Origin of the sequence: Pararhizobium sp. IMCC3301 (assembly GCF_030758315.1) — a bacterium.
Lineage (GTDB): Bacteria > Pseudomonadota > Alphaproteobacteria > Rhizobiales.
In genome coordinates this window covers 269,585-290,858 of the sequence record NZ_CP132336.1, presented here as the reverse complement: position 1 = coordinate 290,858, position 21,274 = coordinate 269,585, and the positions used below count along the sequence as shown (strand labels likewise).

Annotated in this window: 17 protein-coding genes; 6 read left to right on the top strand and 11 right to left on the bottom strand. The window is 55.3% G+C overall.

Annotation, left to right across the window (positions count from 1 at the left end):
• Positions 1-68: 68 nt before the first annotated feature.
• The 4 genes from uvrA (at position 69) to RAL88_RS01340 (ending at position 6,963) form a co-directional block, all read left to right on the top strand.
• Entirely contained in the window at positions 69-2,942 is a 2,874-nt protein-coding gene (uvrA, locus tag RAL88_RS01355; RefSeq protein ID WP_306269543.1) for an excinuclease ABC subunit UvrA, read from the top strand.
• Between the two features lie 947 nt (positions 2,943-3,889).
• Positions 3,890-5,845, top strand: a complete 1,956-nt coding sequence (locus RAL88_RS01350) for an ice-binding family protein (protein WP_306266723.1) — start codon at positions 3,890-3,892, stop codon at positions 5,843-5,845.
• On the top strand, positions 5,842-6,384 hold the full coding sequence (locus tag RAL88_RS01345; RefSeq protein ID WP_306266722.1) for a L,D-transpeptidase: 543 nt from the start codon (positions 5,842-5,844) through the stop codon (positions 6,382-6,384). Before RAL88_RS01350 ends, RAL88_RS01345 begins: the two co-directional genes overlap by 4 nt.
• 423 nt (positions 6,385-6,807) lie before the next feature.
• Positions 6,808-6,963, top strand: a complete 156-nt coding sequence (locus tag RAL88_RS01340) for a DUF1127 domain-containing protein (RefSeq protein WP_306266721.1) — start codon at positions 6,808-6,810, stop codon at positions 6,961-6,963.
• Between the two features lie 82 nt (positions 6,964-7,045).
• Here the strand turns inward: RAL88_RS01340 and RAL88_RS01335 are convergent, their stop codons facing one another.
• Entirely contained in the window at positions 7,046-9,220 is a 2,175-nt protein-coding gene (locus RAL88_RS01335; RefSeq protein WP_371932134.1) for an esterase-like activity of phytase family protein, read from the bottom strand.
• A gap of 100 nt (positions 9,221-9,320) precedes the next feature.
• The gene (locus RAL88_RS01330; protein ID WP_306266719.1) at positions 9,321-9,941 is read right to left on the bottom strand and encodes a hypothetical protein; all 621 of its coding nucleotides are present in this window, start codon (positions 9,939-9,941) and stop codon (positions 9,321-9,323) included.
• A 142-nt stretch (positions 9,942-10,083) separates the two neighbouring features.
• Between RAL88_RS01330 and trmFO the strand changes: the two genes are divergently transcribed.
• Positions 10,084-11,493, top strand: a complete 1,410-nt coding sequence (gene trmFO / locus RAL88_RS01325; protein ID WP_306266717.1) for a methylenetetrahydrofolate--tRNA-(uracil(54)-C(5))-methyltransferase (FADH(2)-oxidizing) TrmFO — start codon at positions 10,084-10,086, stop codon at positions 11,491-11,493.
• A 17-nt stretch (positions 11,494-11,510) separates the two neighbouring features.
• Here trmFO and RAL88_RS01320 read toward each other — a convergent pair whose 3' ends face one another.
• The 5 genes from RAL88_RS01320 to yajC all read right to left on the bottom strand — a co-directional run bounded on the left by RAL88_RS01320 (position 11,511) and on the right by yajC (position 15,791).
• A complete protein-coding gene (locus RAL88_RS01320) occupies positions 11,511-12,374 on the bottom strand; it encodes a squalene/phytoene synthase family protein (protein WP_306266716.1) in 864 nt (287 codons plus the stop codon).
• Entirely contained in the window at positions 12,371-12,829 is a 459-nt protein-coding gene (locus tag RAL88_RS01315) for an Mth938-like domain-containing protein (protein WP_306266715.1), read from the bottom strand. Before RAL88_RS01315 ends, RAL88_RS01320 begins: the two co-directional genes overlap by 4 nt.
• Positions 12,826-13,767, bottom strand: coding sequence for a protein translocase subunit SecF (gene secF / locus RAL88_RS01310; protein WP_306266714.1), 942 nt, complete (start codon positions 13,765-13,767; stop codon positions 12,826-12,828). Before secF ends, RAL88_RS01315 begins: the two co-directional genes overlap by 4 nt.
• Positions 13,768-13,782: 15 nt before the next feature.
• Positions 13,783-15,393, bottom strand: a complete 1,611-nt coding sequence (secD, locus tag RAL88_RS01305) for a protein translocase subunit SecD (protein WP_306266713.1) — start codon at positions 15,391-15,393, stop codon at positions 13,783-13,785.
• Positions 15,394-15,461: 68 nt separating this feature from the next.
• Positions 15,462-15,791 carry a preprotein translocase subunit YajC gene (gene yajC / locus RAL88_RS01300; RefSeq protein WP_306266711.1) on the bottom strand — a complete coding sequence of 110 codons (330 nt, stop codon included), beginning with the start codon at positions 15,789-15,791 and terminating at the stop codon, positions 15,462-15,464.
• Between the two features lie 221 nt (positions 15,792-16,012).
• Here yajC and RAL88_RS01295 point away from each other — a divergent pair, with 221 nt between their 5' ends.
• Positions 16,013-16,891, top strand: a complete 879-nt coding sequence (locus RAL88_RS01295) for an ATP-binding protein (RefSeq protein ID WP_306266710.1) — start codon at positions 16,013-16,015, stop codon at positions 16,889-16,891.
• Between the two features lie 40 nt (positions 16,892-16,931).
• Here the strand turns inward: RAL88_RS01295 and RAL88_RS01290 are convergent, their stop codons facing one another.
• The 4 genes from RAL88_RS01290 to serS all read right to left on the bottom strand — a co-directional run bounded on the left by RAL88_RS01290 (position 16,932) and on the right by serS (position 21,224).
• Positions 16,932-18,227, bottom strand: a complete 1,296-nt coding sequence (locus RAL88_RS01290; protein WP_306266708.1) for a LysM peptidoglycan-binding domain-containing M23 family metallopeptidase — start codon at positions 18,225-18,227, stop codon at positions 16,932-16,934.
• 283 nt (positions 18,228-18,510) lie between these two features.
• Positions 18,511-19,167 carry a protein-L-isoaspartate O-methyltransferase gene (locus RAL88_RS01285; RefSeq protein WP_306266707.1) on the bottom strand — a complete coding sequence of 219 codons (657 nt, stop codon included), beginning with the start codon at positions 19,165-19,167 and terminating at the stop codon, positions 18,511-18,513.
• A gap of 9 nt (positions 19,168-19,176) precedes the next feature.
• Entirely contained in the window at positions 19,177-19,932 is a 756-nt protein-coding gene (gene surE, locus RAL88_RS01280; RefSeq protein WP_306266706.1) for a 5'/3'-nucleotidase SurE, read from the bottom strand.
• A 5-nt stretch (positions 19,933-19,937) separates the two neighbouring features.
• On the bottom strand, positions 19,938-21,224 hold the full coding sequence (serS, locus tag RAL88_RS01275) for a serine--tRNA ligase (RefSeq protein WP_306266704.1): 1,287 nt from the start codon (positions 21,222-21,224) through the stop codon (positions 19,938-19,940).
• Positions 21,225-21,274: the final 50 nt, after the last annotated feature.

Genomic DNA, 21,274 nt, shown 5'->3' with positions numbered 1-21,274 from the left:
GTTCTATGCCCAGCAAATCCAGTTCCGGAAAACGCAGTCGATCCAGTGCGGCACACAATCTTGCTCCGATGATTTCTGTTCGCGGTGCCCGTGAGCACAATCTGAAGAATGTCGACATTGATCTGCCAAGAGACAAGCTGATCGTGATGACCGGCCTGTCAGGCTCTGGCAAATCGTCACTGGCATTTGACACGATCTATGCGGAGGGCCAGAGACGCTATGTTGAATCCCTGTCGGCCTATGCGCGGCAATTTCTGGAGATGATGCAAAAACCGGATGTTGACCAGATTGATGGTCTGTCTCCGGCAATTTCCATTGAACAGAAGACGACGTCGCGCAATCCGCGATCGACGGTGGGAACCGTCACCGAAATATACGATTATATGCGGCTGCTGTTTGCCCGTGTCGGAATTCCCTACTCTCCTGCGACGGGGCTGCCGATTGAAAGCCAGACCATCAGCCAGATGGTTGACCGCATCCTCCATTTGCCGGAAGGCACGCGGCTTTATCTGCTGGCTCCGATTGTACGCGGGCGCAAGGGCGAATATCGCAAGGAACTTGCAGAGCTGCAGAAAAAGGGGTTTTTGCGGATCAAGATTGATGGCGCCTATTACGAGATTTCCGAGGCACCCGTTCTCGACAAGAAGTACAAGCACGATATCGATGTTGTGGTGGATCGGATCGTCGTGCGTCCCGATATTTCTTCCCGGCTGGCGGATTCCCTGGAAACCGCATTGGGGTTGGCAGACGGGATAGCGGTTGCAGAATACGCCGACAAGGATGACGGTGCCGACGCGGCGGAGAGGTTGATATTCTCGGAGAAATTCGCCTGTCCCGTCTCCGGCTTTACCATTGCCGAGATCGAGCCGCGGCTGTTCTCCTTCAACAATCCGTTTGGCGCCTGTCCAACCTGTGACGGGCTTGGGTCGGAAAAACGGATCGCCGAGGATCTGGTGATCCCGGACCCGGAGATTTCCATCGCCAAGGGCGCTGTTGCGCCGTGGTCCCGCTCCACATCACCCTATTATCAGCAGACCCTGGCAGCCATCGGCAAAGTATACGGGTTCGGCCTGCGCGATAAATGGTCGAAATTGTCCGCCGAGGCGCAGACAGCGGTGCTGTTTGGAACCGGCAAACAGGAAATCACCTTCACCTATGATGACGGATTGCGGTCCTACAAGACCAAAAAGCCGTTTGAAGGTGTCATTCCCAACCTTGAGCGGCGCTGGCGCGAAACCGATTCGTCATGGGCACGTGAGGACATTGATAAATTCATGTCCTCGGCACCCTGCCAGACCTGCGATGGCTACCGGTTGAAGCCGGAGGCTCTGGCGGTGAAGATTTCAGGGCGGCATATTGCCCAGATCAGCGAATTATCAATCCGCAAGGCGATGCACTGGTTTGAAACGCTGCCGGCGGAATTAACCGATAAGCAGAACGAGATCGCCGGGCGTATCCTGAAGGAAATCCGGGAAAGGTTGGCGTTTCTCAATGATGTCGGGCTGGATTATCTGACCTTGTCGCGGAATTCGGGAACATTGTCCGGCGGTGAAAGCCAGCGGATCCGCCTTGCCTCGCAGATCGGTTCCGGTCTGACCGGCGTGCTGTATGTGCTCGATGAGCCATCGATCGGTCTGCATCAACGCGATAATGACCGGCTGTTGACCACGCTCAAGCATCTGCGCGACCTCGGCAACACAGTCATTGTTGTTGAACACGATGAAGAAGCCATTCTGACAGCGGATCACGTGGTTGATGTGGGCCCTCTTGCCGGAATTCACGGCGGTGAAATCATTGTCGCCGGCACCCCTGACAAAATCATGAAATGCAAGAAATCCCTGACCGGGCAATATCTGTCCGGCCAGTTGTCGATCCCGCTTCCCAAAACGCGGCGCAAGCCGGTGAAGAACCGCAAGATCACCGTCAAAGGCGCCACCGGCAACAATTTGAAAGACGTCACTGCATCAATACCGCTTGGCACATTCTGTTGTATCAGCGGGGTCTCGGGCGGTGGCAAGTCGACCCTGCTGCTGGACACCCTATACCGTGCTGTTGCCAAACATCTGAATGGTGCCAGGAGCCTGCCCGCTCCGTACAGCTCAATCACCGGACTGGAGCATCTCGACAAGGTGATCGATATCGATCAATCGCCTATCGGGCGCACGCCAAGGTCCAATCCGGCAACCTATACCGGGGCCTTCACACCAATTCGCGAATGGTTTTCAGGCCTGCCGGAAGCGAAAGTCAGAGGCTACGCTCCGGGCCGGTTCTCGTTCAATGTCAAGGGCGGGCGCTGTGAAGCATGCCAGGGCGATGGCGTGATGAAGATCGAAATGCATTTTCTGCCCGATGTCTATGTCACCTGTGATGTCTGCAAGGGCAAGCGCTACAACCGCGAAACTCTTGAGGTTCAGTTCAAGGGCAAATCGATTTCCGGCGTGCTGGATATGACGGTGGATGAAGGCGCAGAGTTCTTTTCGGCTGTGCCGGCAGTGCGCGACAAGATGTTGACCTTGCAACGTGTCGGGCTGGGCTACATCAAGGTCGGTCAACAGGCCACAACATTGTCCGGCGGCGAAGCGCAGCGCGTGAAACTTGCCAAGGAACTGTCTAAACGCTCGACAGGCCGGACCCTGTATATTCTCGATGAACCAACAACCGGGTTGCATTTTCACGATGTGGCGAAACTACTGGAAGTGCTTCATGAACTTGTCGATCAGGGCAATACGGTGGCAGTCATCGAACACAATCTTGAAGTCATCAAAACCGCCGACTGGGTGATTGATATCGGACCGGAAGGTGGCGATGGCGGCGGAGAAATCGTGGCGGAAGGAACGCCTGAAGATATTATTCGGGAAGAACGATCCTATACCGGCAGATTTTTGAAGGACCTGCTTGACCGTAGGCCTGATAAAACTGCTGTGATGCAGGCCGCTGAGTAGAGGCGAATCCGGAAATTGCGGGAAACCGGCTCCTCCGATCCTCGGAAGGCCCTCCGGTCTCAGGAATGACACCTTTGATTCACAGCTTCGTTGGCCGTTTTAACAGCTATGATGGGACAGGGCCAATCAGGTCGGAAATCGGGGCCAATTGGTGAAAACTCACGAGACCGGCACGTCTGCCCACACTTATTCTCAACGCAACTTTCCTACTCGGAGTCTGTTCAAGAATAGGCAATGCGTGTGAGGCGCCTTGCCATGAGCTTTGTCATGGCGGATTGGATAAAGACGGAGATGGTGGGTGCGAAGCGCTCAAAATTCTTTGACAGACAGCGGTTGATACCGAAGCAGGCCAAGGTCCGCCGCCACTCCTCCTGCGTTGTGCCGCTTGCATAGCGTAACCCGCTACGGTCATGATCGGCACGGGTGAAAGGATCCGCACCATTTCCATCCTCCATGTTCTACCCCAGACAAGGAGATTCAAATGCGCTACTTTCACTCAATTACTCGTACAGACACTTAGTTCAGAACTCGGAAATGACGTTGCAACCTTTGGTTTCTTGTGCTAATTTTTTTGCGGGGCGATGCCTAATCTAACAAGTTTCTGAAAAGGTCGAAACTGGGTGGATAGATTACTGTAGAATCGCAAATGGAAATTTGATTTCGATTGTTTCTTGGACTAATTTTGCTTTGAAGGGCTATGGGCGAAAACATTTTCTTGCCTCTCACGCCTGAAATCTTTTTTCAACAACCTGCTAACTGACCAATACGCCGCTCAATCCTTCGGTGATCTGCTCCTGTGTGGTCTCGCACCATCCGCGAGCAAATCGCCGAATGATTGAGCCAGTCCAAACCATTTTAAGAGTGTTGAACGCGCCCCCCGGGATTCGACGTTTTGGGGTCAGTGAATTGAGACTTTGGTAAGTGAATCGAGACTTGGAGTAATTGACTTGAGAATTCGCACAACCACTGCAGCCGTTTTAGCAATTTCCACTTTCGCCCTCGCGCCCCGGGCCGAGGCCCAGTCGCTGGAGACCTTTGGGGTCCTGGCCGGATCGGAGATCACCAATACTGGTCCCACCGTCATAAACGGAAATATCGGCCTAAGCCCGGGCTCCGCGATCACCGGGTTCCCACCCGGGAGCGTAGTTTTCCCTTATACCAGATATGTAACCAACGGTGTCGCTGTGCAGGCGAAAGCCGATCTGACCACTGCCTACAATGTTCTGGCAGGAAGGCCCGCGACCGCCAGCCTGACAGCTATTGTAGGAAGTGGCCAGTCTCTCAATCCAGGAGTTTACAGTTTTGACTCCTCTGCCCAAATAAATGGGGAACTCACCCTCGACGGAGGCGGCGACCCGGACGCAGTTTTCATTTTCAATATACCGTCCACACTGACCACGGGCTCGAATGCGAAGATCTTGTTGGTCGGCGGCGCCAATCCCAACAATGTGTTCTTCAGGGTCGGCAGCTCCGCGACACTTGGAACGGCTACCGAGTTTCAGGGAAGAATCCTTGCACTGACAAGCATCACGCTGAACACTGGTGCCAATATCAGTTGCGGCGCTGCCCTGGCGCGCAACGCTGCGGTGACGCTTGACACCAACCGAATAAGTGTCGCCGAAGCCCTCGAAGCGGAAATTGGGGGAATGTATGTCGACTGCGCGATGGTCGAAGTCGTAATCGGGGATGAACTGGATGAAATGGCGTCTGATAGTGCACAGGATGTCGCCGATGTCATTGACGACTACGTCGCCGGTGGTGGTGACCTGCCGCTGGGGTTCCAGGTCCTCGACTTCTTGACGCCGGCCGAATTGGCGGATGCGCTCGCGCAGATTGCCGGGGAAGCCTCAACCGGCGTCACGCCGACCGGCACGCAGGCGATGGATTCGTTCCTCGATACAGTGCTCAACCAGGGCTTCGGCGGTGATAGCGGCCCGGGCGGTCCGAGTGATCAGACTGCTCCCGGCCGCGACACCCTCATGGTGCTCGGCTATGCGACCCCGGAAAATTCGAAAGGCGCCGATGCCAACATGGCTATGGCCTCTGGCGGCGCACTGTTGGCGGCACCCGATCCGCGTCGCTGGGGAGTCTGGGCGGCCCTGTATGGTGGCGACAGCGATGTCGATGGCAATGCAGCATCAGGTACGCGCGACCGGTCGAGCGACAATTACGGTGTCGTCTTCGGCCTCAACTACCAAATCACAGAGGACACAACGGTTGGCCTGGCGTTGTCTGGCGGTGCCACCAGTTACAGCCTGGCGGACGGTTTCGGCAACGGCAGTAGCAACATGTTCCAAGGGGCCATTTACAGCCGCACCAATTTGGATGCGGCCTACATCGCTGCGGCGCTCGCTTATGCTTACCACGACGAATCGACCGAGCGGACGACGGCATTCGACGGCGCCCGCTATACGGCGGATTTCGACGCCTCCAACATTGCCGGGCACGTTGAGGCCGGATACCGTTTTGGAGGGCTCACGCCCTATGGTGCCGTGCGCGTGCAGGTCTTCCATACGCCGGACTACAGCGAGACCAGTGACACAGGCGCATTCGCGCTGGACTACGACGAGCAGACGACGACCACGACCCGCACGGAGCTCGGCACGCGGTTCGACCACGCCTTCGCGGTCGGCTACGGAGCGTCGCTCACGCTCAGCGGCCGCGTTGCCTGGGCGCATGATTATTCCTCCCAGCCGAGCACAACCGCCACATTCCAGGCGCTACCCGGATCTGACAGCTTCACCGTGGACGGCGCCGCAGCTGAACGTGATTCCGTGCTCCTCTCCGCCGGGGCCGAGTTCATGATGGCGAGCGGCTTCTCGCTTGCCGGGTCGGTCAACAGCCAGTTCGCCGAAAACTCGCAGACCTATTCCGGCAACGCACGGATACGTTTCCAGTGGTGAGCCATCGTACTGCCGGCGCGCGCAGACCGTTTTCAACTGCGCTCATCGCGGTCGGCGCAGGGCTTATTTTTGCCTTCCTGGCCACTGTTCCCTCAGCCGCCGCCGGCAAGGTGGTTGCATTCAAAAGCGATGTTGCGCGCGGCACGATCGTTGTGCGAACCAATGAACGCCGGCTCTACCTGGTAATCAGGGGCGGACGCGCCATTAGCTATCCGGTAGGGGTTGGGCGCGTCGGACGGCAGTGGACCGGCACTTCCGTCATTGAAGGCAAACATGTAAGCCCAAATTGGGCTCCTCCGCCTGCCATCAGACGCGATTCGCCCAACCTCCCGGCTATAATCCCGGGAGGGGCGCCTAACAATCCATTGGGTGTCGCCGCGCTGACACTCTCAGGCGGCGACTACGCCATTCATGGCACCAATAAGCCGAGTTCGATCGGCCGGTTCGTATCTTACGGCTGTATCCGGATGCTGAATGAAGACATCACCGAGCTGTTCAAACGGGTCCGCGTTGGAACGCAAGTGGTCGTAGAGCACTGAGCTGCGTATTAATTGCCGCATCATCCTTGTTGGATTTGCGGTCTTTGAATTCGCGTCTGGTCATGGAATACGATGCTCAACAGCGAACTGTGAACTTCCAAGCCTTTCGTCTTGGATCGCCCAGCGTGTCAGACGCAGGTCGAGACACCCGGGAAAGTGCCGTAAAGGGCTTTCTGTCGAAAATAATCGTAACAACTGTATTGGAAATTCGCGAAATCGGCAGGGCTGGCGATCTCAGGAAATCGAGACATGACAACTCTTTGATCTTTCGCACAAATTTGTCTGAGGCCTGCGTTTTCTGCAAGCCTGACATGCTGTTTTGTCACTCCTCAAATGCTGCAACGCACACTAAGTAACGGTCATCAGGGAAACACAACAATCCTGATCAATTGAAACCGTTAGACAAAACATTCGGAGACTTAAATGCCATTTTCTTCCATCACAGAATCCTACCGCAACTGGCGCCAGTATCGCAAAACTATGGACGAACTTTCCCGTCTGTCGCCACGTGAACTCGACGATCTGGGTATTGCACCTTACCAGATCCGCAGCGTAGCTCGCAGTGCACGCCGTGGCTAAGCCAGCGTCAATCCGATCCGCTAAAGAAAAGGCCCACACCGTTGCAGCGTGTGGGCCTTTCTAATAGTACCAGCGAGTGTCGTTACATATTCCCGGTTGAGAAAAACAATGTCTCGCCGTTGCTGTCATCAACTCCGTCATTATCGGTAACAGCAAATCCGACGCCAGATGCGTCAATCGCAAATCCCTCAATCTTGTCGACCACATAGCCGCCTGTTGCTTTCATGTCGGGCAGAAAATCGCGAACCATTTCCTTGTTGACGACTGGTAATTCCCCGCCCAGCGGGGCCGGTTCGAGTTCAGACAGGGCGACGCGATACAGCTTTTTGACCTTTGCATTTGCCCCGATCTGGTTGTCGCGCTCAACAAGATAAGCGAAATCACCGAAAACTGTGATTTCCGAGAGGCCTATCCAGCCGCTGCTCGCAGCTTCGGTGGGATACAGCACTGCGCCCCATTCCTTTGAGGCAATATCATATGACACCAGCTTGACGCGGTTTTCCGCGTCATCCGCCCAACTGCGCTGGATGGCAATCCAGAGGCGGTCGCCGACCCTGGCAATGCCCTCTGCGCCGAAGCGTTTTTCCACCGCCAGCAACTCTGCTGGAAAGGGAACCTGTTGCTCGATTTCGCCCGTTCCGGTTACTTGATAGAGGCCATGCGGGATCATCCGGTCGGTGCGGCCTTCCGAGGCGAGCCAGAAGCCGCCTTTGCCGTCATTTGTGATGCCTTCCAGATCCAGCAATTGTGCCGGAACGCCATTGCGGGTAACTGGCGTTGCAGCGATTATGGTTGCCGGTTGTGTCGTTGCATCAATCGTGAAGATTGTAGGCTGCATCGCATAAAAACTGTCATTGACCGCATAGAGTCTGCCCGGGATATCTAAATCCGCCGTCAGCCCCGACAAAGCTCCCCAGCCGATGGGACGGCCATCTTGCATGACTGAACGAATCATCGGATAGGCCGGTGTCTGATCTGCAAGCTGATACAGCGTCACGTGCGAGCGCACGCCGCCATCCTCAATCAGATCGGCTTCATTTGCCACTGCCAGCAGGTTGCGGCGCGGCAGTGCAATCGCCCCTTCCGGTGCCAGGCCCGTTGGTAGCAACTGAACAAATTCCGGGACAGACCCGGTGTCGCGATACACACCGATTACAGAACCGCGTTCCGAAAGGACGAAAATAAATGTTTCGCCATTATAGGAAGCGACTTCCAGTCCTTCCGGCTCTGCGCCCTTGTTGGCGGAACGCTTTTCCGGATAATGGCCGGCCATTGCGACACGGTATTCAAAATCAAGACCGGATTCATAGAGAACCTCGCCCGTTTTGCTGAAAATCGTGAAGCTCCGCGAACCGCCCTGATAGTCGCCTTCATTTGCAGTGACAAAGCGCTCGTCATCGAGCCACTGAACCGCATCTGGTTCGCGGCGCACTGCCAAGAGCGTGCCGTCAAAAGTCAGAGCGCCCTCTTCCTCAATGTCGATATTCCGAAGATCGACTGTGGCCGCCGAAAAATGCGATTTTACCTGCGCTGTCATGCTGTCAATGACAGCAATGTGGTTATTTTCCTGCATCGTGACGACAATTTCGTTGAGGGAATTGATATCGACAAATTCAGGCTCAGGGTCGCTGCCTGCAATATCCGCCAGTCCGGACAGATCGACAATGCGCCTGCTGTCGCAGTCAGGCAAACCGCTGGTCAGGGAGAACAACATGACATTGCCTGCAGGCAATTGTGGAATGATACCGTCATTCAGGTCTTCATCGCGTTCGTTTTCGATCGCGATTGCTAGGAATGATTTATCCGGGGAGATGGCAATGGAATCCGGTTGACCGGTCAGTTCGCAGGACAACTCAATGGTTCCGGTGGCAATATTGAGAACCGCTAATTTGCCACTCGGTGTGGTGTAACTGTCAGAGGTGTTGACACCGATCAAGGCATAATTTCCTGCCACCGAAACAGAGGTTGGCTCACCATCCACAGGCACAAAACCCGCTGCCTTTGGAGCAGATGCATCGGAAATATCGACCAGACCGATTCCACTGAGTGGACTGTCTGAATAAATCAGCATGTTTTCATCGGCTGTCGCCGAGATGATTTCTGCGGAGGATTCCGTTTTGGGATCCATATTGGGCGGTATGTTGGTGTTGACCGGAAAACTTGAAATCCGGTTGAATACTGCCTCGGCGAGCGCGGCTGTTGGTGACAGACCGGTGAGTAATGCGGCAAGCATTGCGAATTTGAACGTCTGATGCATGGGAGCCCCCATTTGTGTTGACAACATTTGAGGATTGACAGTATCGAATTACAGGAATGTGACAGGCTGGGCGAATGAACCCGTGTCAATTTGAAATGGTCTAAAGACGCAGGCCCTGCGGTCGCTCTTTGTACCAGGCTTTCAGAGGCATGATGACCGGTGGCTTGCCATTGTCGCGGACCCAGGAATCAACCGCAAAGGCTTCACTGTTTGTTGCTTGGATGATGACAGCTGTTGCGTGCGGATAGCGCCCGTCGAGGAAAAAGCCGCGCGCCTTGGGCCGCCCGATTCGATGATGCATCAGGTAGCCACTGTCGGCAGCAAGTTTCAAAAGGCTGGTGGTGTTGGTCGCCTCGTCAATACAATCCATCTGACCCGGCTTGTTAACTGTCGACAAATCAAATCCGCCAACATCATTGCCGGACCCGACCTGGCGCGCAATGCGCTTTTCAAACCATTGTACTGCGCGGCTCATGGCGGAGCGTTCCTGCTCTGGAGAAGATGCTCCTGATGCCAGAATTGTCTTCAGTTGCTGCATGTCGTGCGGTGTAAAATCAACCCGCTCTTTTCTGGCGCAACCGGTCCCGTGGCAGACATAGACCGATGTTCCTCTGGGTGCGCGTCCATCCTGGCTGGCATACCAGCTCAGAGGATCGCCTTCCCCGGCCTGGATGCATCCCGACAGTATGAGTGCAAATAGTAAAACCGGAATTTGTCGCATGGTTCCCCCTGTTCTGTGCGGACCGAATAGGCCAATTTTCCGGCAAAAGCCACATGCAATCCGGGCCGAATGTGGTAGTGCATCTCATGGCTGCAGTGAAATATAAAACCTTGTCCAGGCTGCTGGCATAGCGGAGATCGATATGACGAACAATGCCGTTCATGTAATTGGTGGAGGTCTGGCTGGCTCGGAGGCGGCCTGGCAACTGGCGCGCCGCGGCGTGCCTGTGGTGCTTCATGAAATGCGCCCGGTGCGCGGAACCGATGCACACAAGACTGACCATCTGGCAGAACTTGTGTGTTCCAATTCGTTCCGCTCCGATGATGCGCAAAATAATGCTGTCGGTCTCCTGCATGCCGAATTGCGGCTGGCGGATTCGCTGATAATGTCCTGTGGCGATGCCAATCAGGTGCCGGCAGGCGGCGCGCTGGCGGTCGACAGAGAAGGATTTTCTGCCGCCGTGACTGCTGCGCTGGAAAATGAACCGCTGATCACCATCAGCCGCGAAGAGATCAGCGCCATTCCACCGGATGATTGGGGTAGTGTCATCGTCGCGACCGGGCCATTGACTTCCCCTGCCCTGTCGAGCGCCATTGCTTCATTGACGGATGTGTCAGCGCTGGCTTTCTTTGATGCGATTGCACCGATTGCCTATTTCGACAGCATCGATATGTCCGTGTGCTGGTTCCAGTCGCGATATGACAAGGTCGGGCCCGGTGGCACTGGTGCTGACTATATCAATTGTCCGATGGACAAGGCGCAATATGAACGGTTCATTGATGCGCTGCTTGAAGGTGAAAAGACAGAATTCAAGCAATGGGAAAACACGCCCTATTTCGAAGGCTGTATGCCGATTGAAGTGATGGCCGAGCGCGGCCGCGAAACGCCGCGTCATGGCCCGATGAAGCCGAGGGGTCTGACCAATGCGCACAATCCGGAGGTGAAACCCTATGCGGTGGTGCAATTGCGGCAGGACAATGCTCTGGGTACGCTCTACAATATGGTCGGCTTCCAGACCAAATTGAAATATGGCGTTCAGAAAGAGATTTTCCGGCTGATTCCCGGCCTTCAAGAAGCGGAATTCGCCCGGCTCGGCGGCCTTCACCGCAATACATTCCTCAATTCACCGGTTCTTCTGGATGACAGCCTGCGATTGAAAGCGGATCTGCGTCTCAGATTCGCCGGTCAGATTACCGGCTGTGAAGGTTATGTGGAATCAGCTTCCATGGGGCTGCTGGCCGGGCGGTTTGCGGCCGCCGACTGGCATGGTCAGGAAAAGCTGCTGCCACCGGAAACAACCGCATTCGGAGCGCTGCTGTCGCATATCACAGGCGGCCATCTGGCCACAGAAGAAGCCCCGGGGAAGCGCTCATTCCAGCCGATGAACATCAATTTTGGTCTGTTTCCTCCGATCCCGGCGATAGCCGAAACCGACGGCCGCAAATTGCGCGGCAAGGAAAAAACCATCGCGAAACGGCAGGCGATCTGCGATCGGGCGCTGACAGACTTCAAGGTCTGGCTGCAGAAGTCAGATAGCAGAATTGCGGCGTAACGGCGTTTTCCGCAGAATCAGAAACACGGCCAGCGTTTTGATGCGCGCCATAAATGCCAGATCAGATGTGCTGTGCTGATGTCTGCAGCCGGACCATTGCGCCTTGATAGCCGTGTTGCCTTTGCCAGCTGGATCGTGACGGGAGCAAGCTGCAGAAATGCCGGTCTCAAGGTAGCCGGAACCGCAGCAGCGGCTTTGATGGCCCGCTGGCGATAGGATTCTGCAAAGGCACAGATTTGCTGGATGGCTTGGCTTTGGTCGGCAGATTGTGATTGCAGGAACGGGTTTGCTGACATTCCGGCCGCCTCGCAGATCTGCGGCGGCAGATAACGGGCAGCGCGCGTTTGCGCATCTGTCCGATCTGTCAGAAGCGGACGAATGACCCGGTGCCAGAGACTGAGCATGCAGGCCAGATAGCCGGACAGCTCGGCAGCCTGTGCAGAGCGGGCGCGATCCAGCACCAGACACGACAATTGCAAAATGGTACCGTCGGTCTGACCGGCATAGGCTTCAAACCCCTGCTGATCTTCAATTGCATCATCATAAAGATCGAAGATGCAGCCATCGAGATAATGGCCCAGAACATCCGGTGAAATGGTATGGCGTCTGGTCAGATCAAGCATGGTATTTGCCAGCGGACTTGCTGCGGCTTCAGCGTCTCGCTCACCCTGAAACACTTCACGCCACCATTGCAGACGGATTTCTCCGGCCATGGGTTCACGTGTGGTACGGGCAATCTTTGCGATTTCAAGATCAAATGCGTACAGCGTCAGAATGTCGGCCCGCTGCGGTCCGGGGATGAATTGTGCGGCGAAGAAACGGGCGGGATCAGCGGAGCGGATCAATGGTTGCAGATGATTCTCACCATCCTGATGGCTCATCGAATAGTCTCAACCGGCAACAGGGCTGCAGCAATTTGCCGTCCCTCTGCAAGGATTACGTTGAAGGTTCTGATTGCAGCTCCGGTGGACATGATTTCAAAGCGAACGCCGGCGTCACGCAAGGCCTGACGGGTCTGCTTGTCAGGAAAAACTCCGGTGTCACCCATGCCAAGGAACAGCAATTCTATAGCTTCCGCCTCGGCGACAACCCGGTCCAGCCGCTCAATCGTGACATCCTCAGGCTGTGCGGCGCTCCATCCGTAAATTCCGGATGGCAGAGCCAGAATGCCACCGCGATGTGACATTTCGGCGAATCGGAAACCGCCATTGCCGTAGGCGTCTATCGGAGCACGACCCGGGAAATAAGCCGGTTTGATAATAGTGCCGGGCGATCCGGCCGTCGGGTGCTGCTCGGGTGGCTGCGTTTTTTCAGGTTTGTCCGCCCGGTCCGTCATGCAGCGCCGGAGCTTTCCACTTCCTCGGTTCCTTTTGCCACATCAGTGTCGCGCAATTTGAGGAAAATTAGCAGCGGAGCGGCTATGAAGATCGAAGAATAGGTTCCGATCACCACGCCCCAGATCATCGCGAAGGTGAAGGATGCGATCACTTCACCGCCGAACACATAAAGGGCGGTCAAGGCAAGCAGGGTTGTGATCGATGTCAGAGCTGTTCTCGACAGGGTCTTGTTGATCGCCATGTCAAGTAGCTGGTTTATAGGCAAGCGCTTGTATTTGCGCAGTTTCTCGCGGACACGGTCATACACCACCACCGTATCATTCAGCGAATAGCCGACTATGGTCAGGACGGCAGCAATGCTCGCCAGACTGAATTCCATTTGCAGCAATGACAGCATCCCGATGGTCAGAATGACGTCGTGGACGGTTGCAACGATAGCTCCGACTGCAAATTGCCACTCAAAACGAAGCCAGATGTAGATCAGAACAGCACCCAGAGAAGCGATAACCGCCAAAATCCCGGTTTGTGTCAGCTCTCCGGAAACTGTTGGCCCCACAACTTCGACACGCCTGAAGTCAACATTTCCGCTCAACACGCCGCGAATTGTCTCGACGACTTCCTGCTGCGCCTCTTCTCCGCCATCCTGCTGCTGAATACGAATCAGCACATCGTCGGGCGATCCGAATTCCTGAACCTGAACATCGCCCAAATCCAGGGTCGACAGCAGGCTGCGAATTTCACCGATATTGGCAGGACCGTCGATGGTCTTGATTTCGATCAGCGTTCCGCCGCGAAAATCAATACCCAGATTGAGACCATTGACGACAAACAGAACAATGCTCACCACCACCAGCGCTGCAGATAGTGGAAACGACCATCTTCTATGCCGCATAAAGGCAATTTTGGTGTCGTCAGGAATAAGTTTCAAGGTCCGCATGGCGTGTCTCCCGCTCTAAATCGGCACTGTTGTGGGCCGTCTGCGGCGGACCCAAAACGCCACGATCAGGCGGTTCACGGTAAATGCAGAAAAGACTGTTGTGACGATGCCGATTGCCAGCGTGATGGCGAAGCCACGAATTGGACCTGAACCCAGAGAAAACAGGATAATTGCGGCAATCAGCGTGGTTATATTGGCATCAAGAATGGTTCCAAGTGCGCGTTTGTAACCGGCATCAATGGCTGCGATTGCGTTTCTGCCGGCGCGCGCCTCCTCGCGGATGCGCTCATAGATCAGGACATTGGCGTCGACCGCCATACCAATCGTCAGGATGATACCAGCGATACCCGGCAGGGTAAGCGTCGCCTGCAACATCGACAGAACACCAATAATCATGATGATGTTGATGGCCAGTGCGATATTGGCAAATCCGCCAAACAGACCATAGGAGAGCACCATGAATATCAGCACTGCAGAAGCAGCGATAATCCCGGCGATTTCTCCGGCCGCAATCGAATCCTGGCCCAGGCCCGGTCCGACGGTGCGTTCTTCAACGATGGTCAGATCGGCCGGCAGCGCTCCTGCACGCAACAGTATCGACAGATCATTTGCGGTCTGGACAGTAAAATTACCACTGATCTGGCCGCTGCCGCCCAGAATTGGCTCGCGGATGACCGGTGCGGAAATCACCACATCATCCAGAATAATTGCAAACGGTCTGCCGACATTTTCCGTGGATGCCCGGCCGAAGTCACGAGCACCGGAATTGTTGAAACGGAATGTTACCAAGGGTTCATTGGTGCGTTGGTCAAATCCAGGCTGGGCATCAACCAGATCTTCGCCGCTGACTATTTCGCGCCGTTCGATAACATAGGGAATGGGTGGGTCGTCAGATGAAAAAAGCACTTCTGCACCTGATGGCGGGCGTCCCTGCAGAGCCTGCTCTGCCGACATTTCCTGACTCACCAGGCGAAAACTCAATCGCGCAGTCTGTTTGAGAATATCTTTCAAACGCTGAGGATCGCCGAGACCCGGTACCTGGACCAGAATACGGTCTTCGCCCTGTCTTTGAATGTTCGGCTCGGTGGTTCCAAGTTCATCGACGCGGCGGCGGATCACTTCAATCGATTGATCAACCGCTGAACTGACGCGCTGGGCAATGCCTTCCGGCGTGAATGTCAGGCGGATCAGTCCGCCATCGTCAATCTCGAGCGCCACTTCCGTGATCGGAATGCCGCCCGACAGTATTCCTCCTGGAATTGGCTGAATGATATCCTGCAATGCCTCACGAGCGGCCGCGCTCTGGGTCGAATCGCGCAACCTCGCCTGAACGGTTTCGCCATCAGTGGTCAGTCCGGTATAGCCGATGCGCTGGTCACGCAATGCTGTACGCAGGCTGTTACGCAGATCCTCCAACCGGGTCTCAATGAGATCCGCACGTTCGACTTGCAGCAGCAGATGTGCACCACCCTGCAGATCCAGTCCCAGCACCAGTTGACCGCCAGGAATCCAGGCTGGCCATTGGTCGGCGACATCCTTCGGCATCAGGTTCGGAACGGCGGCTATGACGCCCACGAGCACGGTCAGGACAATGGCTATTGTCTTGATCGGAGAGAAATAAAGCATTCAGTTACCCGTCAGATATGGCGAAACCATTATGGATGTTGAGGATGTGAAATGTTGCGCCTGTATGGTCAGGCGTCGTCTTTTGCCGGCTCGCCCTTGGCGCGGACATTGGAAACCATGCTGCGAACGATGCGCACGCGCACGCCCTCTGCTAGCTCGACCTGCAACTCTCCATCATCGATCACTTTGGTGACCTTGCCAATCAGACCACCACTTGTGACAATCGTGTCACCGCGGCGGACTGCTGTGATCATTTCTTCATGCTTTTTTACCCGCTGACGCTGGGGCCGGATAATCAGAAAATACATCACGACGAAAATCAGCACGAAGGGAAGTAAGCTGGTTGCCAGACCAGCACCGCCACCGGCGGCCTGCGCGAATGCGGGCGTTACAAACATCAGTCAATCCTGTCTATTTACATTTGCGCAGCCGAACGTGAAGCTGCGGTTTTCTTGGTGTTATGTGTCCAGAAAGTCCCGCGGACTATACTCACGGCGGCTTGCTTTGCAAGTATCAACCGGCAGACAAATCATAACAGCTTTGCAAATGGGGCATCTGCCCATAAATTGCCAGCGAAAACAGTGACAAACCGCGCCTTATTCCCGAACATGGATGCTTTATGACACAGAATCCGCCCGATCTCCTGCAACCGACACTTATTCGCATCGCAGATGCGCTTGAGCGGATGGCACCGAAAATGGCTGAACAGGTGAATTTTGATGCTGCTGATGCATTTGTGTGGAGTGCTCGCTCAGGTACCCTGAAACCGGTGCACAAGGTCAATCGGGTGGATCTCGAGCTGTTGCAGGGGATTGAGCAGGTACGCGATATTCTGCTGCAGAATACAATGCAGTTTGCCACAGGTTTTCCGGCAAATAACGCTTTGCTCTGGGGCGCGCGCGGCATGGGCAAAAGCTCTGTGGTCAAGGCCATCCATGCTCATGTCAATGATCATGTGGATTGTGAGACGCATAAGCTGAAATTTGTGGAAATTCACCGTGAGGATATCGAATCTCTACCGGATCTGATGGCATTGATGGCCGAACAGCCGTTTCGTTTTCTGCTGTTTTGCGACGATCTGTCATTTGATAATGACGACACATCCTACAAGGCGCTGAAAGCTGCGCTGGATGGAGGCATCGAAGGCCGACCGGAAAATTTGCTGCTGTATGCGACGTCTAACCGGCGGCATCTGATGCCGCGCGACATGATCGAGAATGAAAGATCAACGGCCATCAATCCCAGTGAAGCGGTCGAGGAAAAGGTTTCCCTGTCCGACCGATTCGGCCTTTGGCTGGGATTTCATAAATGCAGCCAGGACGATTACCTCAAGATGGTGCGCGGATATCTCGAGCATTTTACCATTGAAGTCAGCGAAGCGGAATGGCGGCCTGCCGCTCTGGAATGGGCAACCACTCGAGGCTACCGGTCGGGTCGAACGGCCTGGCAATTTATCCAGGACTTGGCGGGAAAAAAGAAAGTGGCGCTGAAGCTATAAGCCCCAGCGCCACGCTCATTGGGCGGTTATTGGTGTCTGGTCAAACGCCGCCCAAATGGTCAAGGGGATTGACGGGCGTCGATCCCTTGCGAAGCTCAAAGCGCAATTGTGGGGAACTGACCGAGCCGGTTGCGCCGGCCTCTGCAATTTCCTGACCACGGCGCACCTGGTCGCCGCGGCGTACGGTCAGTGAACGGTTATGCGCATAGGCAGTGACCCAGCCATCGGAATGTCGGACCAGAACCAGATTGCCATAACTTTTCAACTCGTTACCAGAATAGATTACAACACCGTCTTCAGCCGCCTTGACCGGCGTTCCGTCCGGCACAGCTAGATTGATACCGTCATTCCTTTCGCCATTGGTCTTGTCGCCAAACGTCGAAATTATCCGGCCACGAACTGGCCAGCGAAACGCCAGAGCGCCGTCTCCGGCCTGGGTTGAGGGTTCCCGCAGTTCAGCCGCTGGCGGGGTGTAGGCCACCGGTGTGACCTGCTCGATCGGTGTGACCCTGACAGGTTTTGGTGCGTCAGGTTCACTGGTAGAGTGTCTAAGCCGCGCCTGTTTCGGTGCGGATTGAACCGGTGTTGCTGGTCGCGCCTGAATTGTTTCTCTCGGCTGGATCTGTGCTGATCGGACTGGTGGCGCCAGAACCTGTGCGCTCTGAGTGCCGCCCCTGCCGGGGATCACCAGCTTCTGGCCGATCTGGATATTGCTTGACTGGCCAAGATTATTGGCCGCCGAAAGGCTGCCGACATTCACGTTGTAACGCTGGGCAATGCTGAACAGCGTGTCGCCGGATGAAACCCGGTGGGTACCGTCGATGGTACCCGCGGTTCTGACTGGCGCTTCCGGCGTGGTGACAACAGATGCACGAGCTGGCTGAGGCGAATTTTCCGGAAATGGCTTCAACGTCGCATAGTCCGCGCTGGGAGATGGCGCTGTACTGCGTCCCTTCGCATAGGCGGGAATCGTCAGATAACGACCGGCGACCACATCGCGCGAACTGGAAAGCCTGTTCGCAGTCAGGATGGCCTGCTCCGGCACGCCATAGCGCCGCGATATCGAAGACAAAGTGTCACCTGGCGTGACTGTTATCGTGGTGCCGCCAGTTGTGGTCCAGCCAGATGCATCCTGTCCGGCTGAAGACTGCATGCCTTGATCTGGCGCTTGATAGGACCGGTCAAAATTATTATCCGGCATCGGGCGATATTGCGCCATGCCCGCACCATCCTGAGATGACTGATAGGTCTGGATTGGCGGCAGATTTTGTTGATCTACACCGGCCTGTCGCGCGCCTCCGAATTGCTGCGAATTGCCCATTGCTACTGCGGGCATCGGCTGCCGGACAGGCTGCCCCAAAAATGCTCTCTGTGAAGCAATCGCGGCAGTATATTCCTGATCGCTGATCCGGGAGAAATTATTACTGCAGGCAACCACAGTACCCGAAAGGAGCGAAATAAAGAGGGCCCTGGAAATTACGCGGGCGGCCCGGCTCCGCGAATACGCATTACTCATAAACATCGGCATACTCACGCCTGTACTCAAAAACACAGACGAAGTATTAACCCTGACACCCTTTATAAATGCTTAAATTTGTTTGGTTTTCAAAGTCTGGTGCTCAGTCGTCGCTGACACGGCCTGGAACGAGTGGCGGAAACTCGCCGTATCCGATGGTTTTTGAGGACAGTTCGCCGTCTTCCCTGGTGAACAGCGTGATTGCCTCTTCACCGTGGCCCTGATCCATCGGCGCAATCAGGCGGCCGCCGATGGCCAGTTGGTCCAACAAAAGGCTCGGCGCTGTTTCACAGGCAGCGGTTAGAATGATGGCATTGAATGGTGCCTGATGCAGCCATCCCTTGTGACCATCGCCGCTGAACAGCGTCGCGTTCAAAATGCCATCCTTCGCCAGATTTCTTTCAGCCAGCTGTGTCAGGGGCCGGACCCGTTCAACGCCGTAAACCCGGCGGCATAATCGTGCCAATAGTGCAGTCTGGTAGCCGCACCCCACTCCGATGTCGAGAACCTTATCCTGGCGCTGCAATTTGAGCGCGTTCAGCATGACCATGACAAGGCTCAGAACACCAGCGCTCTGACCATGTCCGATGGCATGATCGCGGTCCTGCCACATGTCTTCCTTTGTCAGTCCGGGAATATAGTTTCGCCGGTCAGTGTGCTCCAGCGCTTTCAGCAAGCGCACATCGGAAATGCCAAGTTCGCGCAGGCGCAGTATAAACGCGGGTAGATGATGGCTGTGCGGCTCTACAAATCCGGCCACATCCTTCTCCTAATCGGCCAGATATGAATAATAATCCAGCGCCTCATCCGCTGTCAGATCCATTTTCAGGGGCGTGACCGAAATGAAGTTTCTTTGCAGTGCATCAAGATCGGTCCCTGCAATCACATCCTGACTCTGGCGGCGATGGGTCAGCCAATAATAAGGATTTCTGCGTCCGTCATCGCGCTTGTCGAGAAACAGTCCATGGGTCAGTGCACCCTGCCGGGTCAGTTCTATCCCGGATACGGCATTTGCAGCACAATTGGGAAAGTTGATATTAATCAGGATGCCCTTCTTGATGCCTTTGTCGAGAATCCTCTGTATCAGCCCGCAGGCATGTGTGCTGGCCACGTCCCAGGGAATCGGATTGCCCGAAGTCCAGTCATAGGCCTGGCTGAGCGCTATGCTGGGAATGCGCAGCATGGTGCCTTCCATGGCTGCAGCAATGGTGCCTGAATAGGTCACATCATCGGAAATGTTCTGCCCGGAATTCACGCCGGAGAGAATCAGATCAGGAATTTCTGGCATGACTTCCCGTACGCCCATGATTACGCAATCTGTCGGTGTGCCGCGCAGGGCATAGACTTGCCGCTCGATTTTTCGCAGCCGCAGAGGATCGTTCATCGTGAGAGAGTGCGACAGGCCGCTTTGATCCGTTTCCGGCGCGACGACCCAGACATCCGAGCCGGTTTCAGCGGCAATCTGCCTCATGACCGCCAGGCCAGGAGCGTTGATGCCATCATCATTTGTGACCAGAATGCGCACTGAGTTTACTCCGCAAGGCTGCCAATATGGGTTAATCCGCCCATATAGGGCCTCAATATTTCGGGAATATCAATACCGCCATCGGCGCGCTGATAATTTTCCATAATTGCAATCAGGGCACGTCCGGTGGCAACCCCGGAGCCGTTCAGTGTGTGAACGAAGCCGAGAGACTTGCCATCCTCATCCCTGTAACGGGCCATCATGCGCCTGGCCTGAAAATCGCCGCAGATTGAGCAACTTGAAATTTCGCGATACATGTTCTGGCCGGGCAGCCAGACCTCGATATCGTAGGTTTTTTGCGCTCCAAATCCCATATCCCCGCTGCTTAAAGTCATGACGCGATAAGACAGACCCAGCAGTTTCAGGACTTCTTCAGCACAGCCAAGCATGCGTTCCAATTCATTCAATGAGTCTTCCGGCCGGGTAACGCTAACCATTTCCACTTTATAGAACTGGTGCTGGCGCAGCATGCCTCTGGTGTCGCGGCCTGCTGAACCGGCTTCGGATCTGAAACATGGTGTCAGAGCAGAAAAGCGCTGCGGCAATTGATCTGATTCAATGATGGATTCGCGGACCAGATTTGTCAGTGGCACTTCTGCTGTGGGAATCAGCCAGAACCCGTCATCTGTGTGAAACAGGTCGTCCTTGAATTTCGGCAGCTGACCGGTTCCGTAGACTGCCTCATCCTTGACCAACAGCGGCGGCAAGACCTCCAGATAATTGTGTGTCTGAGTATGCAGATCAAGCATGAATTGCCCCAATGCACGCTCAAGTCTGGCAAGGTGACCGCGCAGAACAACAAAACGCGATCCTGATATCTTCCCGGCGATGGCAAAATCCATCATGCCGAGCGCTTCGCCGAGTTCAAAATGTTCTTTCGGCGTAAAGTTGCTGAGTGGTTTCTCGCCCACTTCCCGCAACACAATATTGTCATCCTCACCAGGGCCGACCGGCACATCGGGGAGCGGAATGTTCGGGATTTCTGCCAATGTTTCCGTAAGCCTTGTGGTCAGCTGCCGCTCCAGGTCCTCACCGTTTCGGATAAACTCTTTCAACTCGGACACTGCGGCAATAGCGGTCGCGGCCACAGCTTCATCACCGCGGGCCTTGGCTTTTCCAATTTCCCTGGAAGCGGCGTTTCTGCTTTCCTGTGCTTCCTGCAGTCGGGTGACGTGCTGGCGGCGTTCATCATCAAGTGCGATCAGGTCAGCGGCACGATAATCGACGAAGCGCGCTTTCATAGCTGAATCAAAATCAGCCGAATTCTCTCTTATCCATCGAATGTCATGCATGGGATAACCCGATTAGTCAGTGGTCAGGTGGAAATATGAGCGTGGCAGTA

Coding starts and splice junctions, on each gene's coding strand:
- uvrA (WP_306269543.1), top strand. CDS start 69: ATGATTTCTGTTCGCGGTGCCCGTGAGCACAATCTGAAGAATGTCGAC.
- RAL88_RS01290 (WP_306266708.1), bottom strand. CDS start 18,227: ATGCCCGCAGTAGCAATGGGCAATTCGCAGCAATTCGGAGGCGCGCGA.
- yajC (WP_306266711.1), bottom strand. CDS start 15,791: ATGTTTGTAACGCCCGCATTCGCGCAGGCCGCCGGTGGCGGTGCTGGT.
- RAL88_RS01335 (WP_371932134.1), bottom strand. CDS start 9,220: ATGCATCAGACGTTCAAATTCGCAATGCTTGCCGCATTACTCACCGGT.
- RAL88_RS01320 (WP_306266716.1), bottom strand. CDS start 12,374: ATGAGCCATCAGGATGGTGAGAATCATCTGCAACCATTGATCCGCTCC.
- secF (WP_306266714.1), bottom strand. CDS start 13,767: ATGCGGACCTTGAAACTTATTCCTGACGACACCAAAATTGCCTTTATG.
- serS (WP_306266704.1), bottom strand. CDS start 21,224: ATGCATGACATTCGATGGATAAGAGAGAATTCGGCTGATTTTGATTCA.
- RAL88_RS01340 (WP_306266721.1), top strand. CDS start 6,808: ATGCCATTTTCTTCCATCACAGAATCCTACCGCAACTGGCGCCAGTAT.
- RAL88_RS01315 (WP_306266715.1), bottom strand. CDS start 12,829: ATGACGGACCGGGCGGACAAACCTGAAAAAACGCAGCCACCCGAGCAG.
- trmFO (WP_306266717.1), top strand. CDS start 10,084: ATGACGAACAATGCCGTTCATGTAATTGGTGGAGGTCTGGCTGGCTCG.
- RAL88_RS01295 (WP_306266710.1), top strand. CDS start 16,013: ATGACACAGAATCCGCCCGATCTCCTGCAACCGACACTTATTCGCATC.
- secD (WP_306266713.1), bottom strand. CDS start 15,393: ATGCTTTATTTCTCTCCGATCAAGACAATAGCCATTGTCCTGACCGTG.
- RAL88_RS01330 (WP_306266719.1), bottom strand. CDS start 9,941: ATGCGACAAATTCCGGTTTTACTATTTGCACTCATACTGTCGGGATGC.